Raw genomic sequence first — 16,737 nt, forward strand, 5'->3', positions numbered from 1 at the left:
GTCAGCCCAGCAGCAGCGCGTCGTCGGCCAGCTGTTCGCCGCGCACGCGCTCGAACATGGCCAGCAGGTCCTTCACGTCCATGCCGCGGCGTTCATCGCCGGACACGTCCAGCACCACCTCGCCCTGGTGCAGCATCACGGTGCGCTCGCCCACGTCCAGCGCCTGGCGCATGCTGTGCGTGACCATCATGGTGGTCAGCTTGCTTTCGGCGACGATGCGCGCCGTCAGTTGCAGCACGAAGTCGGCGGTGCGCGGATCGAGCGCGGCGGTGTGTTCGTCCAGCAGCAGGATGCGCGACGGCTGCAGGGCCGCCATCAGCAGGCTGACCGCCTGGCGCTGGCCGCCCGACAACAGGCCGATGCGGTCGGTCAGGCGGTTCTCCAGCCCCAGGCCCAGCGTGGCCAGGCGGGCGCGGAAGTTCTCGCGCATGCTGGCCTTGACCGCGCGGGACAGTCCGCGCCGCGCGCCGCGCATCTGCGCCAATGCCATGTTCTCTTCGATGGTCAGGTCTTCGCAGGTGCCCGCCATCGGGTCCTGGAAGACGCGGGCCACCAGGTTGGAGCGTTCCCAGACGGGCCGGCGGGTGACGTCGTGGCCATCGATGCTGATGTTGCCGGTATCGACGGACAGGTCGCCCGACACGGCATTCAGGAACGTCGACTTGCCGGCGCCGTTCGAGCCGATCACGGTGACGAACTGGCCGCTGGGAATCTCCAGCGACAGCCCGCGCAGTGCGCGCGTCTCGATGGGCGTGCCGGCGTTGAAGGTGATGCGGAGGTCTTTTGCGCTGAGCATGATTTACCCCTTCTTGCCGGCCAGGCGGCGCTTGAGCATGGGAATCACCAGCGCGATCGTGACCAGCACCGCGGTGACCAGGTTGAGGTCCTGCGCCTGCAGGCCGATGAAATCGCTGTTCAGCGCCAGCGCGATGAAGAAGCGGTAGACGATGGCGCCGATGATGACGGCCAGCGTGGCCATGACCAGCTTGCGCGACGGCAGGATGCTCTCGCCCACGATGACCGCGGCCAGGCCGATGACGATGGTGCCGATGCCCATCGAGATGTCGGCGCCGCCCTGCGTCTGCGCGAACAGCGCGCCCGCCAGGCCGACCAGCGCGTTGGACAGCGCCATGCCGCCCAGGATCATGGCGCCGGTGTTGACGCCCTGCACGCGGGCCATGCGGCCGTTGGAGCCGGTGGCGCGCATCGCCAGGCCGGTCTGCGTGCCGAAGAACCAGTCCAGCAGCAGCTTGGCGATGATCACGACAAACACCAGGATGACGGGACGCGCCACGTAGTCGCTGAGCCATTCGGGCTGCAGCAGCGTGAAGACGGTAGGTTCGGTGATCAGCGGCACGTTGGGCTTGCCCATCACGCGCAGGTTGATCGAATACAGCGCGATCATCATCAGGATGCTGGCCAGCAGGTCCATGATGCGCAGCCGCACGTGCAGCCAGCCGGTGACCAGGCCGGCGGCCGCGCCCGCGAACGTGGCGGCGACGGTCGAGGTGAAGGGATCGTAGCCCGCCGAGATCAGCGTGGCACAGACGGCGCCGCCCAGCGGGAAACTGCCGTCGACGGTCAGGTCGGGAAAGCGCAGCAGCCGGAACGAGATGAGTACGCCCAGCGCGACCAGGGCGAACACCAGGCCGATTTCCAGCGCGCCCAGCAATGAGAAAAGAGACATGAAAGAGAACACGGCCGGCCGGGTCTCGTGAACGCGGTCGGCGCCTCCTTGGTTTCGTTAGGAAGAAGGCGGGCCGGCGGCCGCGTGGGCCGCCGTGCCCGATGCGGCATTACTTGATGACTTGCGCGGCGGACTTGACCAGCGCGTCGGACAGCGTGACGCCCTGCTTGGCAGCGGCGCCCGGGTTCACGTACAGCTCGAGCTTCGAGCTGGTTTCCGACGGGATGGCGCCGGGCTTCTCGCCCTTCAGGATGCGCACGACCATGCGGCCGGTCTGCATGCCTAGGTCTTTGTAGTTGATGCCCAGGGCGGCGATGGCGCCGCGCTTGACGCTGTCGGTATCCGACGCGACCAGCGGGATCTTGGCATCGTTGCCGACCTTGACCAGCGCCTCGTAGGCCGACACGACGTTGTTGTCGGTGTTGGTGTAGATGACATCGACCTTGCCGATCAGGCTGCGCGCGGCCGAGGCCACGTCCACCGAACGCGGCGCGGCGGCTTCGACCAGCGTCAGGCCGGCCTTGGGCAGCAGTTCCTGCATCTGCTTGACCACCACCACCGAGTTGGCTTCGCCGGGGTTGTAGACCATGCCCACGCGCTTGGCCTGCGGCACGACCTTCTTGATGAGCTCGATCTGCTTGTCCAGGGCCAGCAGGTCGGACACACCGGTGACGTTGGTGCCGGAGGCCTGCATGCTGGGCACCAGCTGTGCCGCGACCGGATCGGTGACCGCCGAATAGACCACCGGCACGTCCTTGGTGGCGGCCACGACGGCCTGCGCGGACGGGGTGGCGATGGCCACGATGGCGTCGGGACGGTCGCCGACGAACTTGCGGGCGATCTGCGCGGCGGTGCCCGTGTTGCCCTGGGCGCTTTGATACTGCCACTTCAGCGACTTGCCGGACACGTATCCGGCCTGCTTCAGCGCTTCCTGCACGCCGTCACGGACGGCGTCGAGCGCGGGATGCTCGACGATGGCGGTGATGGCCACCGACTTCTGTTGCGCCACGGCCGGCGCGGCATGGATGGCCGCGGCCAGCGCCAGTGCGCCCACCGTCAGAAAATGTTTTTTTCCGATCAGCATTTCTTATGCTCCTTGCACCCTTTGGGTTGAATGACGGACATGCGCGGTCGCCGCCGGGTCCTCTCTCCACCCCGGCCAGCTGGCATGAGACGCGTAGTCTAACGCGCCCGGGGCGCGAAGCGCCCCGGGGAATCCCTAAAGGTGATGGCCCCCACGCCGCGCGTGCGGCAAAAGGCTGTGCGGAACGACGGAGACAGCCCGTCTATTTCACGACGCCGCACACGATGCGCGCGCCGCCGCCGCCCAGCTTCTCGGGATGATCGGCGTGATTATCCCCCCCCGCATGCACCATCAGCGCATGACCCTTGAAGTCTGAAGCTTTCAGGCGCGGGGCCAGCACCGGATAGGTGGCCTTGCCGCCGGCCGCCACGTACAGGGCCGGCAGATCGCCCTTGTGGCCGCTGTCGTCGTACGGGCCCTTGTGCGCGCCCGTCTTGTCCGGGTCCCAGTGCCCGCCCGCGGCGCCGGCCGGGGCGGTCTTGCCGTCCACCGGCCCCGGATCGCACGAGCCGTTGGCGTGCAGATGGAAACCGTGCACGCCGGGCGGCAGCCCGAACAGGTCGGGCGTGAGCAAGGCCCCGTACTTGTTCTGCTCGATGCGGATCTTGCCGGCGGGCTGCTCCACGCCCTTCGGACTGACGAAGAACATTTCCACGGTCGTCTGCTCGGCGGCCATCGCCCCCGAAGACATGGCGGCCATCAGCGCGCCAGCCATCACAATCTTCCTCATCGCCTGCTCCCTGTTTGCGCCGCGCCGCGTGCGGTCCTGCCGCCACGGCGCCGGACGGGTGATCGGCTTTCCAGTGTAGGGATCCCGGCAGGCCGCAGGTTTGACATTCGGTAAATGGCCGAACGCACGCGCCCGGCCCCGCGCCGTCACTCCAGCGTCACCCCGGAATCCTTCACCACCTTGGCCCAGCGCGCGACTTCGCTGTTGACGAAGGTGCCGAAGGCCGGCCCGGCCATGTCGGGGATGGCCGAGCCGTTGCTGGCCCAGATTTCCTTGATCTTGGCCGATTGCAGCGCCTTCGTGACGTGGGCCGTCATCTTGTCGACCGCCTCTTTCGGGGTGCCGGCCGGCGCCCACAGGGCATACCAGGTCGAGACCTCGTAGTTCGGCACGCCGGCCTCGGCGGCAGTGGGCACGTCCGGGAAGGACGGCGAGCGCTGTGGCGATGCGACCGCCAGCGGCTTGATGCTGCCGCCGCGGATGTGCGTGGCCGACGAGCCCAGGCCGTCGAAGGCCATGTCGACCTGGTTGCCGATCAGCGCCGACAGCATCGGGCCCGCGCCCTGGTAGGGCACATCGACCAGCTTGATGCCGGTCTGCATGGCGAACAGCTCGCCGGCCAAGTGATGCGTGCTGCCCTTGCCCGCCGTGCCGAAATTGATCTGGCCGGGCCGCGCCTTCGCGTACTCGATCAGCCCCTTCAGGTCTTTCACGGGCAGCTTGGGATTGACCACGATGACCTGCGGCGGCTGCGCCAATAGCGCGACCGGCACGAAATCCTTCTGGATGTCGTACTTCAGGCTCTTGTACAGGGAGGGGGCCAGCGCGTGGTGGGCGCCGCCCATGAAGAAGGTGTAGCCGTCGGGCTGCGCCTTGGCGGCGAAGGCCGCGCCGACGGTGCCGCCCGCGCCGCCCTTGTTGTCGATGACGACGCTCTGGCCCAGTTGCGAGCCCAGTTGCTGGGCCAGCGGCCTGGCGAAGGTGTCGGTGCCGCCCCCGGCGGGAAAAGGCACGACGATGGTAATGGGGCGTTCGGGCCACTCGGCCGCGGCGGGTGCGGACGAGAAGGCCGCGGCCAGCGCCAGGGCGGCCACGCCGATGGTGGGTTGTCTCATGATGTCTCCTCTTTGGTACAGCGCAGGACGGGACGTGCGCCCGTCTTGTTATATGGCCGGCCTGGCCCGCGTGGGACCGGAACCGGATCGGTGAATCTGCAGCATCCAAAGCAACGCGCAAGGGTGAGGATGGGACTCCTGTTTCAAAGGGATGAGATGGCCGGCGGCGGGCTCGTCACCGCCGGCCCCGCAAGGGCTACAGCGCCTGGTAGGTATCGCGCAGCACGTTCTTCTGCACCTTGCCCATGGTGTTGCGGGGCAGTTGCTCGATGACGTGGATGCGCTTGGGCACCTTGAAATTGGCGATGCGCGACTTCAGTTCGGCCTGCATGGCCGCGGCGTCCAGCGCGGCGCCGGTACGCGGCACCACCACGGCCACCACCGCCTCGCCGAAATCGGGATGCGGCACGCCGATGACCGCCGACTCGGACACGCCCGGCATCTCGTCGATCAGCGTCTCGATCTCTTTCGGATAGACGTTGTAGCCGCCCGAGATGATCAGGTCCTTGCTGCGGCCCACGATGGACAGATAGCTGTCGGGCGCGGCGCGGCCGCCGGCCTCGCCGCCCCAGCGGCCCACGTCGCCCGTCTTGAACCAGCCGCCCTCGGCGAACTCTTCGCGGGTCTTCTCCGGCATGCGCCAGTAGCCCGAGAACACATTGGGACCCCGCACCTGCACGTTGCCGATCTCGCCCGGGGCCAGCGGCGCGCCCGCGTCATCGACCACGCGGACCTCGACGCCCGGCAGCGGCTTGCCCACCGTGCCGCCCAGCCGCTCGCCTTCGCCAGCGTGATAGGGGTTCGAGGTCAGCATGACCGTCTCGCTCATGCCGTAGCGTTCCAGGATGGTCTGGCCGGTGCGCTCGCGGAAATCGTTGAAGGTTTCGGTCAGCAGCGGCGCCGACCCGGAGATGAACAGGCGCATGTTGCGGCACACCTGCCTGTCGAAGCGCGGCTCGGCCAGCAGGCGCACGTAGTACGTGGGCACGCCCATCATCACCGTGCTTTGCGGCAGGTAGCGCAGGGCCTGCTCGACGTCCAGCCTGGGCAGCCAGATCATGCGCGCGCCGGCCAGCAGCGCGCCGTGCGAGGCCACGAACAGGCCGTGCACGTGGAAGATCGGCAGCATGTGCAGCAACACGTCGTCGGCGCGCCAGCCCCAGTACTGGTGCAGCGTGCGCGCGTTGGAAGCGAGATTCTCGTGCGACAGCATGGCGCCCTTGCTGCGGCCCGTGGTGCCCGAGGTGTACAGGATGGCGGCCAGGTCGTCCGGCTGGCTTTGCACCGTGTCGAAGGTCTGCGGCATGGAGGCCGCGGCTTGCAGCAGCGTGCCGCCGCGGTGCTCGTCCAGCGTGTAGACGTGGGCGGTGCCTGCCTTGTCGGCGGCCCGCTTGACCCATTCCAGATTGGCGGGCGAGCACACCACCACGGCGGGCTCGGCGTTGCCGAGAAAATATTCGATCTCGGATTCGCGATAGGCGGTGTTCAGCGGCAGATAGACCAGACCCGCGCGCAGCGTGGCCAGGTACAGCAGCAGCGCTTCGGGCGATTTCTCGACCTGCACGGCCACGCGCGCGCCTTCGGGCAGATTCAGCGAATCCAGCAGATTCGCCAGGCAGGCGCTGGCGCGGTCGATGTCGTCCCAGGTGTAACGCAGGTCGGGCGTCTCCAGCGCGACCTTGCTGCGATCGGCGGGAAAGCCGCCTTCCAGCACGGCATACAGATTGGCGTTGCTCACCTTGTCTAGTCTCCGGTAAAGGTGGGGGACTGGCCGGCCAGGAAGGCGCGTACGCCCTCGCGGTGGTCGCGGCTGTCCGCATAGGAAAAATAATCGTCGTATTCGGCTTCCGACAGCGGCGCGGCATCGAGCAGCCGGCGCGACTGGCGTTTGTTGATGCGCGCGGCCAGCGGCGCACCGCGCTGGATGCCCGCCACGCAGTCTCGCACCGCATCGGCCAGCTCGCCATCGGGGACAGCCCGGGTCAAGAGGCCCAGGCGCAGCGCCTCGGACGCGCCGAACACCCGCCCTTCCAGCAGGATGGCCAGCGTGGCGGCGCGGCCGGCCAGGGCCAGCAGGCCCTGCATCTCGTCGGGCGCCATGGGAAACCCCAGCCGGTTGATGGGTACGCCGAAGCGCGCGGACTCGGCGGCGATGCGCAGGTCGCACTGGCTGGCAATCTCCAGGCCGCCGCCCACGCAGACGCCTTCGATTTCGGCCACCACGGGATGCGGGCAATGCGCCACGGCGCGCAGCGCGGGCGCCAGCACCTCTCGGTGATAATGCCGCACGGCGGCCCGGTCGCCGCGCACCCGCGGAAACTCGCGGATGTCGGCGCCGGCCGCGAAGTTGCCGCCCTCGCCCGCGACCACCACGCAGCGCAGGCTGTCGTCGGCGGACAGGGCGTCGACGACCTGGCGCAACTGCTGCCACATGGCCACGGTGATGGCGTTCAGGCGGCCGGGGTGCGATAGCGTGACCCGGGCGACCGGGCCGTCGCGCTGGACCAGGACACGGCCGGCGCCGGTTTCCGCGGCGCCTGTCCGCGCATCGCCCCGCGCCGTCATACCAGGCGCGAGATGGCGCGGCTGGCGGGCGGCTTGCCCTGGCCCAGGCGCGTCAGGTTCTCGTCCAGCTTGTCCAGCTCGTACAGGTAATTGACCATCATGCCGCAGGACTGCTGCAAGCCCTTCTCGGACACGTCGGCGGCCCAGTTGACGCGTTCGGCGCGCGCGCCGTTGCCCATGTGGAAGCGCGCCACGGGGTCCAGCGGCTGGCCGTTCTTCAGCGTCTGCACATAGTGCGCGGCCAGGCGCAGGCCGGCGCGGCGCAGCGCCTCGCTGGGCTTGCCCTTGGCCGACCGCGCCAGGCGCTCGGCCCAGCGCGCGCCATCCGGCGCGCCGGCGCTGACCTTGCTCTTGCTTTCACGCACGATCTGCTCGACCTCCTGCGCGGACAGCTTCGACAACCAGTCGCGCAGGCCCGGCATGGGCGACAGCGTGGCGAAGGACTTCAGCTTGGGCGCCTCTTCGAGCAGGCGCTCGATGACGCGCTTGAGCAGGAAGTTTCCGAAGCTGATGCCACGCAGGCCCGCCTGCGTGTTCGAGATGGAATAGAAGATCGCCCAGCGCGACTTGTCCATGTCGGGCGCGGGCGCCTGCGTGTCCAGCAGCGCCTGCACGTCGTCGGCCATCTGCGGCGAGAACGCGACCTCGACGAAGATCAGCGGCACGTCGGGCATCTGCGGATGGAAATAGGCATAACAGCGGCGGTCGCCCGCCACGCGATGGCGCAGGTCGTCCCACGAGCGGATCTCGTGCACGGCCTCGTAGATGATCAGCTTCTCGAGCAGCGACGCCGGCGAATCCCAGGTCAGGCGGCGCAGCTCGAGCAGGCCCACGTCGAACCAGGCGGACAGCAGGCCTTCCAATTCCTTGTCCAGCGCCTGCACGCCCGCCACCTGCTTGCGCCAGCGCAGCATGTCGGCGCGCAGTTCGACCAGGAAGCGCAGGCCCTCGGGCAGGGCATTGAAGCGCTTGAACAGGCGCGCGCAGCCTTCGCCGCGCTCGCGGCTGGCCTCGGCCGCCTGGGCCAGCGCGCCCAGCATGGCGCGCCGCCGCTTGCCGTCGGCCGCCGTATAGCCGGCGCACCACAGGCGCGCCAGCTTGTTGGCGGCCACGTCGGTCAGGCGCGCGGCCAGCAGCGGCTCGACCGCGGCGGCGTCGGGCACCGGATCGCGTTCCCACAACCGGCTGATGCGAGCCATCAGGCCGCTGGCTTCGGCAACGTCATCCGGCGCGCGGGCCGGATCGGGGATTTCAGGGGCGCGCTGGGCGCGCGCGCGGGCGAGCGTTTCGGGGGCGGGCATGGGCGTCGGACTCCGTCAGGGCGATGTGGGAAATCAAGGTGGGCGCGGCGGGCGTGGCGGCAAGCGCGGCCTCTTGCGCGGCCAGCGTGCGCAGGGCGTCGAGCTGGCGCAGCAGATGCTTGCGCGCCAGCGCCTCGGCGCCCTCGGGATCGCGCGCCTTCAACGCGGCGAAGATGGCCAGATGCTCGGCGCAGGATTCCTCGATGCGGCCCGGCAGCGCCAGGCTTTTGTGGCGGAACAGGCTGAGCACCTTGCGCAGGCCGCCGACCATGTCGGACAGCCAGCGGTTGTCGGCCAGGGCCTGCACGGCCTCGTGGATGCGGGCGTTGGCTTCGTAGTAGTCGTCGATGCGGCCGGCGGCGGCATGCGCGCGCAGCGCGCGGTGCAGCGGCTCCAGCGCCTTCAGGTCGGAAGCAGAGGCCTTCTGGGCGGCCTCGTAGGCGCAGCGCCCTTCCAGCATGGCCATCAGCGGAAAGATCTGTTCGAGATCGGCCACCGAGAGTTCGCTGACGAAGCAGCCGCGGCCGGGTTCCAGCCGCACCAGCCCTTCGGTAGCCAGCACCTTCAGGGCTTCGCGCAGCGGCGTGCGCGAGATGCCCAACAGGCCGGTGAGCGCGGCCTCGTCGATCCAGGCGCCCGCGGCCAGCGCGCGCGAACGGATCATGTCGCGCAAACGGTCGGCGACTTCGAGGTACAGCGCCTGGCGGACGATGGGAACGGTCATGGGCGGCGGGCTCGTTGAAACCATAATTCATAATTATGGACAGCCCATGATAGTGCCGTTTTTGCGGGCCGGTAAGCCCCGGCCCCTTATATTTCGATGGTGCGGCGCGGGATGAATGACGTATGCGATACGCCGGACGCGAGCGCTGGCGCGGGCCTCATCGCCAGGCCCCGCAAGCCTCGCGGCGGGATGCCGGACCTATCCGCGCCTAGAAATGCAGTACGCCATCCACGGCATGCTGCATCAGCGACTTCGCCCAGCGCCGTGCCGGCAGGCCGTAGGTGGACTCCACCACTTCGGCGCGCGCCATCAGGTCCGCCGCGCCGACGCGCAGATCCGGCCCGTTGAACGCCAGCACGATGCGGTTGCCGGCATCGATCTCGGGCAGCAGCACGATGCGGCCATCGAACACCTTGCCGAGATTGTCGATGTTGCGGCTGAAGCTCTCGTGCTTGCCGAACAGGTTCACGGCCAGCATGCCCACGTCGCCCAGCACCTGGCGGCAGCCCATGTAGAAGCCGACGGAATCGCGCACCGGCCCCTGGGCCTGCGCATCGTACAGATCGACCAGCAGCACGGGACAGGTGCCCGCATTGGCGGGATCGACCACCCACTGGCCCGCGTCGTCATGATGAATGGCCAGGCGTGGCGAGCGCGGCAGGCGGAAGAACAGGTGGCACACCGACGTGACGCGCGGATTCCACTCCACCACCGTCACGTCGCTGCGGGTGTGCTTCAGGCAGAAGCGGGCCAGCGAGCCCGCCCCCAGGCCCAGCAGGCCGATGGGGCCGTCGCGCGGAGGCTCCAGGAACAGCAGCCAGCCCATCATCTGGGCGGTGTATTCCAGCACCAGTTCGGCAGGGTCGTCCATGCGCATGGCGCCCTGGACCCACTCGGTGCTGAAGTGCAGATAACGGATGCCGTCGGACTCGGAGAGCGACGGCATGTCGGGCGACGCGGACGCGGCGCCGCGCGATGAGGCGGGGGATTTCGGCATGGCGCATTGTAGCGATGCCGGCAACACGGGCGCATCGGGTATTGGATGCATCCGCTCCCCTGACCCACGGCGCGCCGTGCCCGCGCGGGGCGTCCCCGCGATCGAGCCCCGACGGCGCTCAGACGCGTTCGAAGATCGCCGCGATGCCCTGGCCGCCGCCGATGCACATCGTCACCAGCGCATAGCGGCCGCCCACGCGCTGCAGTTCGTGCAGCGCCTTGACGGTGATGATGGCGCCGGTGGCGCCGATGGGGTGGCCCAGGCTGATGCCGCTGCCGTTCGGGTTGACCTTGGCCGGATCGAACTTCAGCTCGCGCGACACGGCGCAGGCCTGCGCGGCGAAGGCCTCGTTGGCCTCGATCACGTCCAACTGCTGCACCGTCAGGCCGGCGCGCTTCAACGCGGCCTGCGTGGCGGGCACCGGACCGATGCCCATGATCTCGGGATCCACGCCGGAATGCGCGTAGGCCACCAGGCGCGCCAGGGGCTTCACGCCGCGCTTGGCGGCCACGGCGGCGTTCATCAGCACCACGGCGCCCGCGCCGTCGTTCAGGCCCGAGGCATTGCCGGCGGTGACGGTGCCCTCTTCCTTCTTGAACACGGTCTTCAGGCCCGCCAGGCTGTCGGCGGTGACGTCGCGGCGCACGTGCTCGTCGGTGTCGAACGTGACCTCGCCCTTGCGCGTCTTCTGCACGATGGGAACGATCTGGTCGCGGAAATGGCCGGCGTCGATGGCCGCGGCCGCGCGGCGGTGCGACTCGGCGGCCAGCGCGTCCTGGTCGGCGCGGCTGATGCCGAAGCGCGCCGCCACGTTCTCGGCCGTGACGCCCATGTGCATGCGGCCGAACGGGTCGGTCAGCGCGCCCGTCATCATGTCCAGCATCGCGGCGTCGCCCATGCGCGCGCCCCATCGTTGCGCGGGCGCGATGTACGGCGCGCGGCTCATGCTCTCGGCGCCGGCGCCCACGGCGATCTCGGCATCGCCCAGCATGATGGTCTGCGCGGCCGACACGATGGCCTGCAGGCCCGAACCGCACAGGCGGTTGACGTTGAAGGCCGGCGTTTCCTTGCCGATGCCGGCGTTGATGGCGGCCACGCGCGACAGGTACATGTCGCGCGGCTCGGTGTTGATGACGTGGCCGACGGCGACGTGGCCCACTTCATTGCCATTGACGGCGGCGCGTTCCAGCGCGGCGCGGATGACGGTGGCGCCCAGGTCGATGGGCGGCACGTCCTTCAGCGCGCCGCCGAAATCGCCGATGGCGGTACGGATGGCGGAGGCGACGATGACTTCGTTCATGGCAATGCTCCTCTCATATAGGTGGTCTGGCGCGCCGCCGGCACAGGCGGTCCCGGGCGCGTCTCTTGCTGGCATCCCCGTGGGACGCCGCGGTGCAGCAATCATACTCGCGCCCTCCCGGCACGATGCCGGCCAGGCGATAGGAAATGTGTATGGCATTTCCGCAAAAAAATATTGGACGCCCGCGCAAGCCGCACGGGATAGTCCACCCTGCATGGCGCTATCCGAGACGCCTCCGCATTCGAATGCGGCCGCACAAAAGCAACGACGAGACGAACCTGGATGATCGATACGCTGGACCTCACGGCCATTCCCGCCGAAGACGAAGCGCTGCGCAGCGAGATCAGGCAATTCCTGCAACAGGCCTTGAAGAACGTGCCCGCCGACCAGCGCGCGCGCTCGTGGATGGGCTTCGATGCCGACTTCAGCCGCCAGTTGGCCGAACGCGGCTGGCTGGGCCTGACGCTGCCCCGCGAGTACGGTGGCGCCCAGCGCGGCCATTTCGCGCGCTTCGTGCTGTCTGAAGAATTACTGGGCGCGGGCGCGCCGGTGTCCGCGCACTGGATCGCGGACCGCCAGAGCGCGCCGTTGATCCTGAAATACGGCACGCCACGGCAGCGGCGGGACTACCTGCCCCGCATCTGCCGTGCCGAGGCGTTCTTCTGCATCGGCATGAGCGAGCCCGGCTCGGGCTCGGACCTGGCCAGCATCCGCACGCGGGCCGAACCCCGGGCCGATGGCGGCTGGCGGCTGAACGGCAGCAAGATCTGGACGACCAACGCGCACCGGTCGCACTACATGATCGCGCTGGTGCGCACCTCGGGCACGGCGGCCGACCGCCACCAGGGCCTGTCGCAGGTCATCGTCGACCTGTCGCTGCCCGGCGTCACCGTGCGCCCCATCGAGGACCTGGCCGGCGACTCGCACTTCTCCGAGGTCTTCTTCGAGGACGTCGCGCTGGCGGACGATGCGCTGATCGGCACCGAGGGCGAAGGCTGGCAACAGGTCAATGCCGAACTGGCCTTCGAGCGCAGCGGACCCGAACGCCTGTATTCCAGCATGGCGCTGGTCGAATGCTGGCTCGGGCATTGCCGCGCCAACCGCCTGGACGACGACCTCACCCGCGCCACGCTGGGCGAGATCCTGGCGCACCTGGCCACGCTGCGCGGCATGTCGCTGGCCATCGCGGGACAACTGGCGCGCGGCCTCGCCCCCGCCACCGAGGCCGCGCTGGTCAAGGACCTGGGCACCGAACTGGAACAACGCATTCCCGGCCTGATCGCGCAGGCGCTGGGCCGCACGCCCGAGCAACCGGCCTCGCCCGAGCTGCTGCGCACGCTGGCCTATGTCGAGCAGGTCAGCCCGACGTTCTCGCTGCGCGGCGGCACCCGCGAGATCCTGCGCGGCATCATCGCGCGCGGCCTGGGCCTGAGATAAGGAAACGAGATGGACGATCTATTCGGAGACGCCGCGCAGCGGCTGTTCGCGCAGGCCTACGCGCCGGACGTGCAACGCGCGATCGAACGCGGCGAAGGCGCCGCGCAGGCCTGGCAAGCGCTGGAGGAATCGGGCTTCCTGGACGCCCTGGTGCCGGAACAGGCGGGCGGCGCCGGCCTGCGGCTGTGCGACACCCTGCCCCTGGCGCAGGCAGCAGGCTGGCACGGCATGGGCGTGCCCTTCGTGCAGACGATGCTGGCGCGCGCGTGGCTGCATGCCGCGGGGCATGCGGCGCCGGCCGGGCCGATCGCGCTGGCCCCGTTCGGCGCGGCGCGCGACGCCAACGGCCTGGTCGCCCCGGCCGTCTGGGCGGGCGGCGCGGCGCAGTGGGTCCTGGTGGCGCTGGCCGACGGCGCCCTGCTGCTGCCGGCCGAGGCCGCACAGCGCGTGCCGTCCGGCGGGCATGGCAGCCTGGATGCCGACATGGTGTGGCCCGTTCAGGCCACTGCCGACGCGGCGCCTCTGGCCGGCACCAGCCTGGCCGAACTGGCCGCGGCGGCCGCCGCGCCGCTGCTGGCGGGCGCCCTGGAACGCGTGCTGCGCATGACCGTGGACTACGCCAACGACCGCAGCCAGTTCGGCAAACCCATCGGCCGTTTCCAGGCCGTGCAGCAGCAACTGAGCATCATGGCCGAGCAGGTCTGGGCGGCGCGCATGGCGGCCCAACTGGCCTTCCAAAGCGCGGACACGGCGCCGCAACCGCTGTTGGCGGCGCTGGGCAAGGCGCGCACCAGCGCGGCCGCCACCACGGTGGCCGACATCGCCCATGCCGTGCACGGCGCCATCGGCGTCACCGAGGAATACGCGCTGCAGCGCTACACGCGGCGCCTGCGCGAGTGGCGCCGCGCGGCCGGCGCCGAGACCTACTGGCACGGCCGCATCGGCGCGGTCGCGCTGGCGGCCCAAGGCGAGTCGGCACTGTCCTTCCTGCGGACCGACCTGTACGCAAAGATCGACTGACGGCGGGCGCCGGGACTGGCAGAATGTGGCGACCGCTGCCGGCACACCGTTGCGCCGGCGGCCCCATGCCCTTTCCTACCTTGTGGAAACACCATGCCCATCCTCAACATCCAGATCATGCAGGGACACACCGACAGCGAGAAGACCGCGCTGCTGGAGAACGCCACCCGAGCCGTGGAAGCCAGCATCGGCGCGCCGGTGCAGTCCATCCGCATCGTGCTGGAAGAGGTCGACGCCAGGAACGTGATCGTCGCCGGCAAGCTCGGCCACCCCATGGCTCTGGCGCTGGTGCGCCTGATCGCCGGCCGCGACGAAGCGAAGAAAGCCACGCTGATCGCCGCGCTCAGCCTGGCCATCCACGCCAGCATCGGTATCGCGGAACAGGACGTCCGCGTCGTGCTGACCGACGTGCCCAACACGGACATGGGCGTGGCGGGCGGCCTCACGGCCAAGGCGGCGGGACGCTGAACCACGCGCCTGGCGGGAAAGCCGGACGGCTGGTCAGCCCCCGTCCCATTCCGCCTCGCACGCCAGCGCAATGCTGTCCCGCAGCCGCAGCACCGGCATGCACGGCGTCTCGCGCAGCGTCACCAGCGACAGGGCCAGCGCATCCCTTGCGTCGGCATCCGCGATCGGCACGAACGCCACGTGCGGCGTCGAATAGGCCCGCGTCACCCCCGGCACCAGGGCCAGCCCCAACCCGCTGGCCACCAGGCTGACCAGGGTCTGCACCTGGATCGCCTCCTGGCTGACCCGCGGGGAAAACCCCGCCTTGCGGCACAGCGCCGCCGCCACGCCGTACAGCCCCGGCACCTTGGCCGGCGCATACATCACGAAGCTCTCGCCGCGCACGTCGCGCATGTGCACCGGCCCGCGACCGGCCAGCGGATGGGCCGAGGGCAGCGCCAGGATCAGGTCATCGCGTTCCACCACCCACGAGGCCAGCTCGGGATCGTCGGCCAGCGGGCCGCGCACCAGCCCGCCATCCAGCTCGTTGGCGCGCAAGGCGGCCACCAGGCCGATGGTGCTGTCCTCGCGCAACTCCAGCTGCACATCGGGATACTGCTGGCGAAACGCCGGCAGGCAGCGCGGCAGCAGCTCGTACGTGGCCGATCCCACGAACCCCAGCCGCAACCGGCCCGACTCGCCCAGCGCCACGCGCCGCGCGGCCCGGCGCGCCTGATCGGCATGGAACAGCGCGCGGCGCGCATCGCCCATCAGGGCTTCGCCGGCCGCCGTCAACGACACGCCGCGCGCGCCGCGTTCCAGCAACTGCACGCCCACCGCGTGCTCCAGCTTCTGTATCGAGACGGATAGCGCCGGCTGGGCGATGTGCAGCGCCTCGGCCGCCCGGCGGTAACTGCCCAGTTCGGCGATGGCGACGAACTGCCGCAGATGGCGCAAGTCCAGACTCATAACGGATTCCGTATCGATCTATACCGAAGCCATATTAGACGTTTATGTCCGGGGTGATTAGGATTTTCCGTCATGCACCCACATACCTCAGACACCGCCGCGCTGGCCGGCGTGCGCGTCCTGGACCTGACCTCGGTCGTGTTCGGTCCCTATGCCTCGCAGATCCTCGGCGACTACGGCGCCGACGTCATCAAGATCGAATCGCCCGAGGGCGATTCCACGCGCCAGACCGGCCCATCGCAAGAGCCGGGATTGGGCGCCATCTTCCTGGGCGTGAACCGCAACAAGCGCAGCCTGGCGCTGGACCTGAAGCAGCCCGCCGCGCGCGAGGCGCTGCTGGCGCTGGTCGACGGCGCCGACGTGCTGATGCACAGCATGCGGCCCGAGAAGATGGCCCGCCTGGGGCTGGACCCGGCCACGCTGTGCGCGCGCCATCCGCGCCTGATCTACGCCGGCCTGTACGGCTTCGGCGAAGGCGGCGCCTATGCGGGCCGGCCCGCCTACGACGACATCGTCCAGGGCCTGTCCGGCATCGCCGACATCATGCGCCGCCAGGGCGGCACGCCGCGCTACATGCCCACCATCGCGGCCGACAAGACCTGCGGACTGATGGCGGCGCACGCCATCCTGGCGGCGCTGTTCCAGCGCGAGCGCACCGGACTGGGCCAGCACCTGGAAGTGCCGATGTTCGAGGCCATGAGCTCCTACGTGCTGCTGGAACACTACTACGGCCGCCACCTGGCCGAACAGGACGCCGAGCCCGGCTATGCGCGCGTGCTGGCGCCGTGGCGCAGGCCTTACCAGACCTCGGACGGCCATCTCTGCATGATGCCGTACACCGACACGCATTGGCGCCGCTTCTTCGTGCATTGCGGCCATCCCGAATTGGCCGACGATCCGCGCTTTACCGGCATCGCCGCGCGCACGCGGCACATCGATGCGCTGTACGAACTGGTGGGCGGCCTGGTCGCCCGCCGCGACACCGCGCATTGGCTGGCGGTGTGCCAGCAACTGGAGATTCCGGCCGCGCCCATCAACCGCCTGGAAGACCTGGAACAGGATCCGCACCTGACCAGCGTCGGGTTCTTCCCCGAGGTGCAAAGCGACACCGGCCATCGCTATCGGCTGGTGCGCAATCCCGTGCGCCTGCAGCGCTCGGTCGTCGCACCCGGCATGCCGCCGCGGCTGGGGCAGCACACGCGCGACGTATTGCGCCAGGCGGGCCTGCCGGACACGCGGATAGACGATCTGCTGGCCAGCGGCGCGGCGCTGGACGACGGCCTGGCGGGCAAGCCGACCCCCTAGGGCCTGTTCACACTAAAAGGAGCCTCGCATGCGAACAGAAACGTATGGATGGCAAG

General features: G+C 69.5%; 16 protein-coding genes. 4 read left to right on the forward strand and 12 right to left on the reverse strand.

Annotated elements, in window-relative coordinates; all coding sequences use genetic code 11:
- Nucleotide 1: 1 nt before the first annotated feature.
- The 11 genes from A7W11_RS25015 to A7W11_RS25065 form a co-directional block, all read right to left on the reverse strand.
- Nucleotides 2-796: an ABC transporter ATP-binding protein gene (locus A7W11_RS25015; protein ID WP_066420534.1), complete on the reverse strand. Its 795-nt coding sequence runs from the start codon at nucleotides 794-796 to the stop codon at nucleotides 2-4.
- 3 nt (nucleotides 797-799) lie between these two features.
- Nucleotides 800-1,687, reverse strand: a complete 888-nt coding sequence (locus A7W11_RS25020) for an ABC transporter permease (protein ID WP_066420536.1) — start codon at nucleotides 1,685-1,687, stop codon at nucleotides 800-802.
- Between the two features lie 109 nt (nucleotides 1,688-1,796).
- The gene (locus A7W11_RS25025; protein ID WP_066420538.1) at nucleotides 1,797-2,771 is read right to left on the reverse strand and encodes an ABC transporter substrate-binding protein; all 975 of its coding nucleotides are present in this window, start codon (nucleotides 2,769-2,771) and stop codon (nucleotides 1,797-1,799) included.
- A 202-nt stretch (nucleotides 2,772-2,973) separates the two neighbouring features.
- Nucleotides 2,974-3,501, reverse strand: a complete 528-nt coding sequence (gene sodC, locus A7W11_RS25030) for a superoxide dismutase family protein (RefSeq protein WP_066420540.1) — start codon at nucleotides 3,499-3,501, stop codon at nucleotides 2,974-2,976.
- A gap of 146 nt (nucleotides 3,502-3,647) precedes the next feature.
- A complete protein-coding gene (locus A7W11_RS25035; RefSeq protein WP_066420546.1) occupies nucleotides 3,648-4,616 on the reverse strand; it encodes a Bug family tripartite tricarboxylate transporter substrate binding protein in 969 nt (322 codons plus the stop codon).
- A 196-nt stretch (nucleotides 4,617-4,812) separates the two neighbouring features.
- Complete coding sequence (locus tag A7W11_RS25040; protein ID WP_066420553.1) at nucleotides 4,813-6,354, reverse strand: malonate--CoA ligase; 1,542 nt, start codon at nucleotides 6,352-6,354, stop codon at nucleotides 4,813-4,815.
- A 5-nt stretch (nucleotides 6,355-6,359) separates the two neighbouring features.
- Complete coding sequence (locus tag A7W11_RS25045; protein WP_066420555.1) at nucleotides 6,360-7,181, reverse strand: enoyl-CoA hydratase/isomerase family protein; 822 nt, start codon at nucleotides 7,179-7,181, stop codon at nucleotides 6,360-6,362.
- On the reverse strand, nucleotides 7,178-8,482 hold the full coding sequence (locus A7W11_RS25050) for a malonyl-CoA decarboxylase domain-containing protein (RefSeq protein ID WP_066420557.1): 1,305 nt from the start codon (nucleotides 8,480-8,482) through the stop codon (nucleotides 7,178-7,180). Before A7W11_RS25050 ends, A7W11_RS25045 begins: the two co-directional genes overlap by 4 nt.
- On the reverse strand, nucleotides 8,433-9,206 hold the full coding sequence (locus tag A7W11_RS25055) for a GntR family transcriptional regulator (protein WP_066420559.1): 774 nt from the start codon (nucleotides 9,204-9,206) through the stop codon (nucleotides 8,433-8,435). Before A7W11_RS25055 ends, A7W11_RS25050 begins: the two co-directional genes overlap by 50 nt.
- 208 nt (nucleotides 9,207-9,414) lie before the next feature.
- Nucleotides 9,415-10,203, reverse strand: coding sequence for a class I SAM-dependent methyltransferase (locus tag A7W11_RS25060; RefSeq protein ID WP_066420566.1), 789 nt, complete (start codon nucleotides 10,201-10,203; stop codon nucleotides 9,415-9,417).
- Nucleotides 10,204-10,321: 118 nt separating this feature from the next.
- On the reverse strand, nucleotides 10,322-11,503 hold the full coding sequence (locus A7W11_RS25065) for an acetyl-CoA C-acyltransferase family protein (protein WP_066420567.1): 1,182 nt from the start codon (nucleotides 11,501-11,503) through the stop codon (nucleotides 10,322-10,324).
- Nucleotides 11,504-11,785: 282 nt separating this feature from the next.
- Here A7W11_RS25065 and A7W11_RS25070 point away from each other — a divergent pair, with 282 nt between their 5' ends.
- From A7W11_RS25070 to A7W11_RS25080, 3 genes are all read left to right on the forward strand, one after another.
- Nucleotides 11,786-12,940 carry an acyl-CoA dehydrogenase family protein gene (locus tag A7W11_RS25070; RefSeq protein ID WP_066420568.1) on the forward strand — a complete coding sequence of 385 codons (1,155 nt, stop codon included), beginning with the start codon at nucleotides 11,786-11,788 and terminating at the stop codon, nucleotides 12,938-12,940.
- 9 nt (nucleotides 12,941-12,949) lie between these two features.
- Nucleotides 12,950-13,960: an acyl-CoA dehydrogenase gene (locus A7W11_RS25075; protein WP_066420569.1), complete on the forward strand. Its 1,011-nt coding sequence runs from the start codon at nucleotides 12,950-12,952 to the stop codon at nucleotides 13,958-13,960.
- Between the two features lie 93 nt (nucleotides 13,961-14,053).
- Nucleotides 14,054-14,428, forward strand: coding sequence for a tautomerase family protein (locus tag A7W11_RS25080; RefSeq protein ID WP_066420570.1), 375 nt, complete (start codon nucleotides 14,054-14,056; stop codon nucleotides 14,426-14,428).
- A 33-nt stretch (nucleotides 14,429-14,461) separates the two neighbouring features.
- Here A7W11_RS25080 and A7W11_RS25085 read toward each other — a convergent pair whose 3' ends face one another.
- A complete protein-coding gene (locus tag A7W11_RS25085) occupies nucleotides 14,462-15,376 on the reverse strand; it encodes a LysR family transcriptional regulator (protein WP_066420572.1) in 915 nt (304 codons plus the stop codon).
- Nucleotides 15,377-15,448: 72 nt separating this feature from the next.
- On the opposite strand from A7W11_RS25085, the gene A7W11_RS25090 reads away from it, so the two are divergent.
- Nucleotides 15,449-16,681, forward strand: a complete 1,233-nt coding sequence (locus A7W11_RS25090; RefSeq protein ID WP_066420574.1) for a CaiB/BaiF CoA transferase family protein — start codon at nucleotides 15,449-15,451, stop codon at nucleotides 16,679-16,681.
- The last annotated feature ends 56 nt before the right edge of the window (nucleotides 16,682-16,737 follow it).

Origin of the sequence: Bordetella ansorpii (genome assembly GCF_900078315.1) — a bacterium.
GTDB lineage: Bacteria > Pseudomonadota > Gammaproteobacteria > Burkholderiales > Burkholderiaceae_B > Bordetella > Bordetella ansorpii.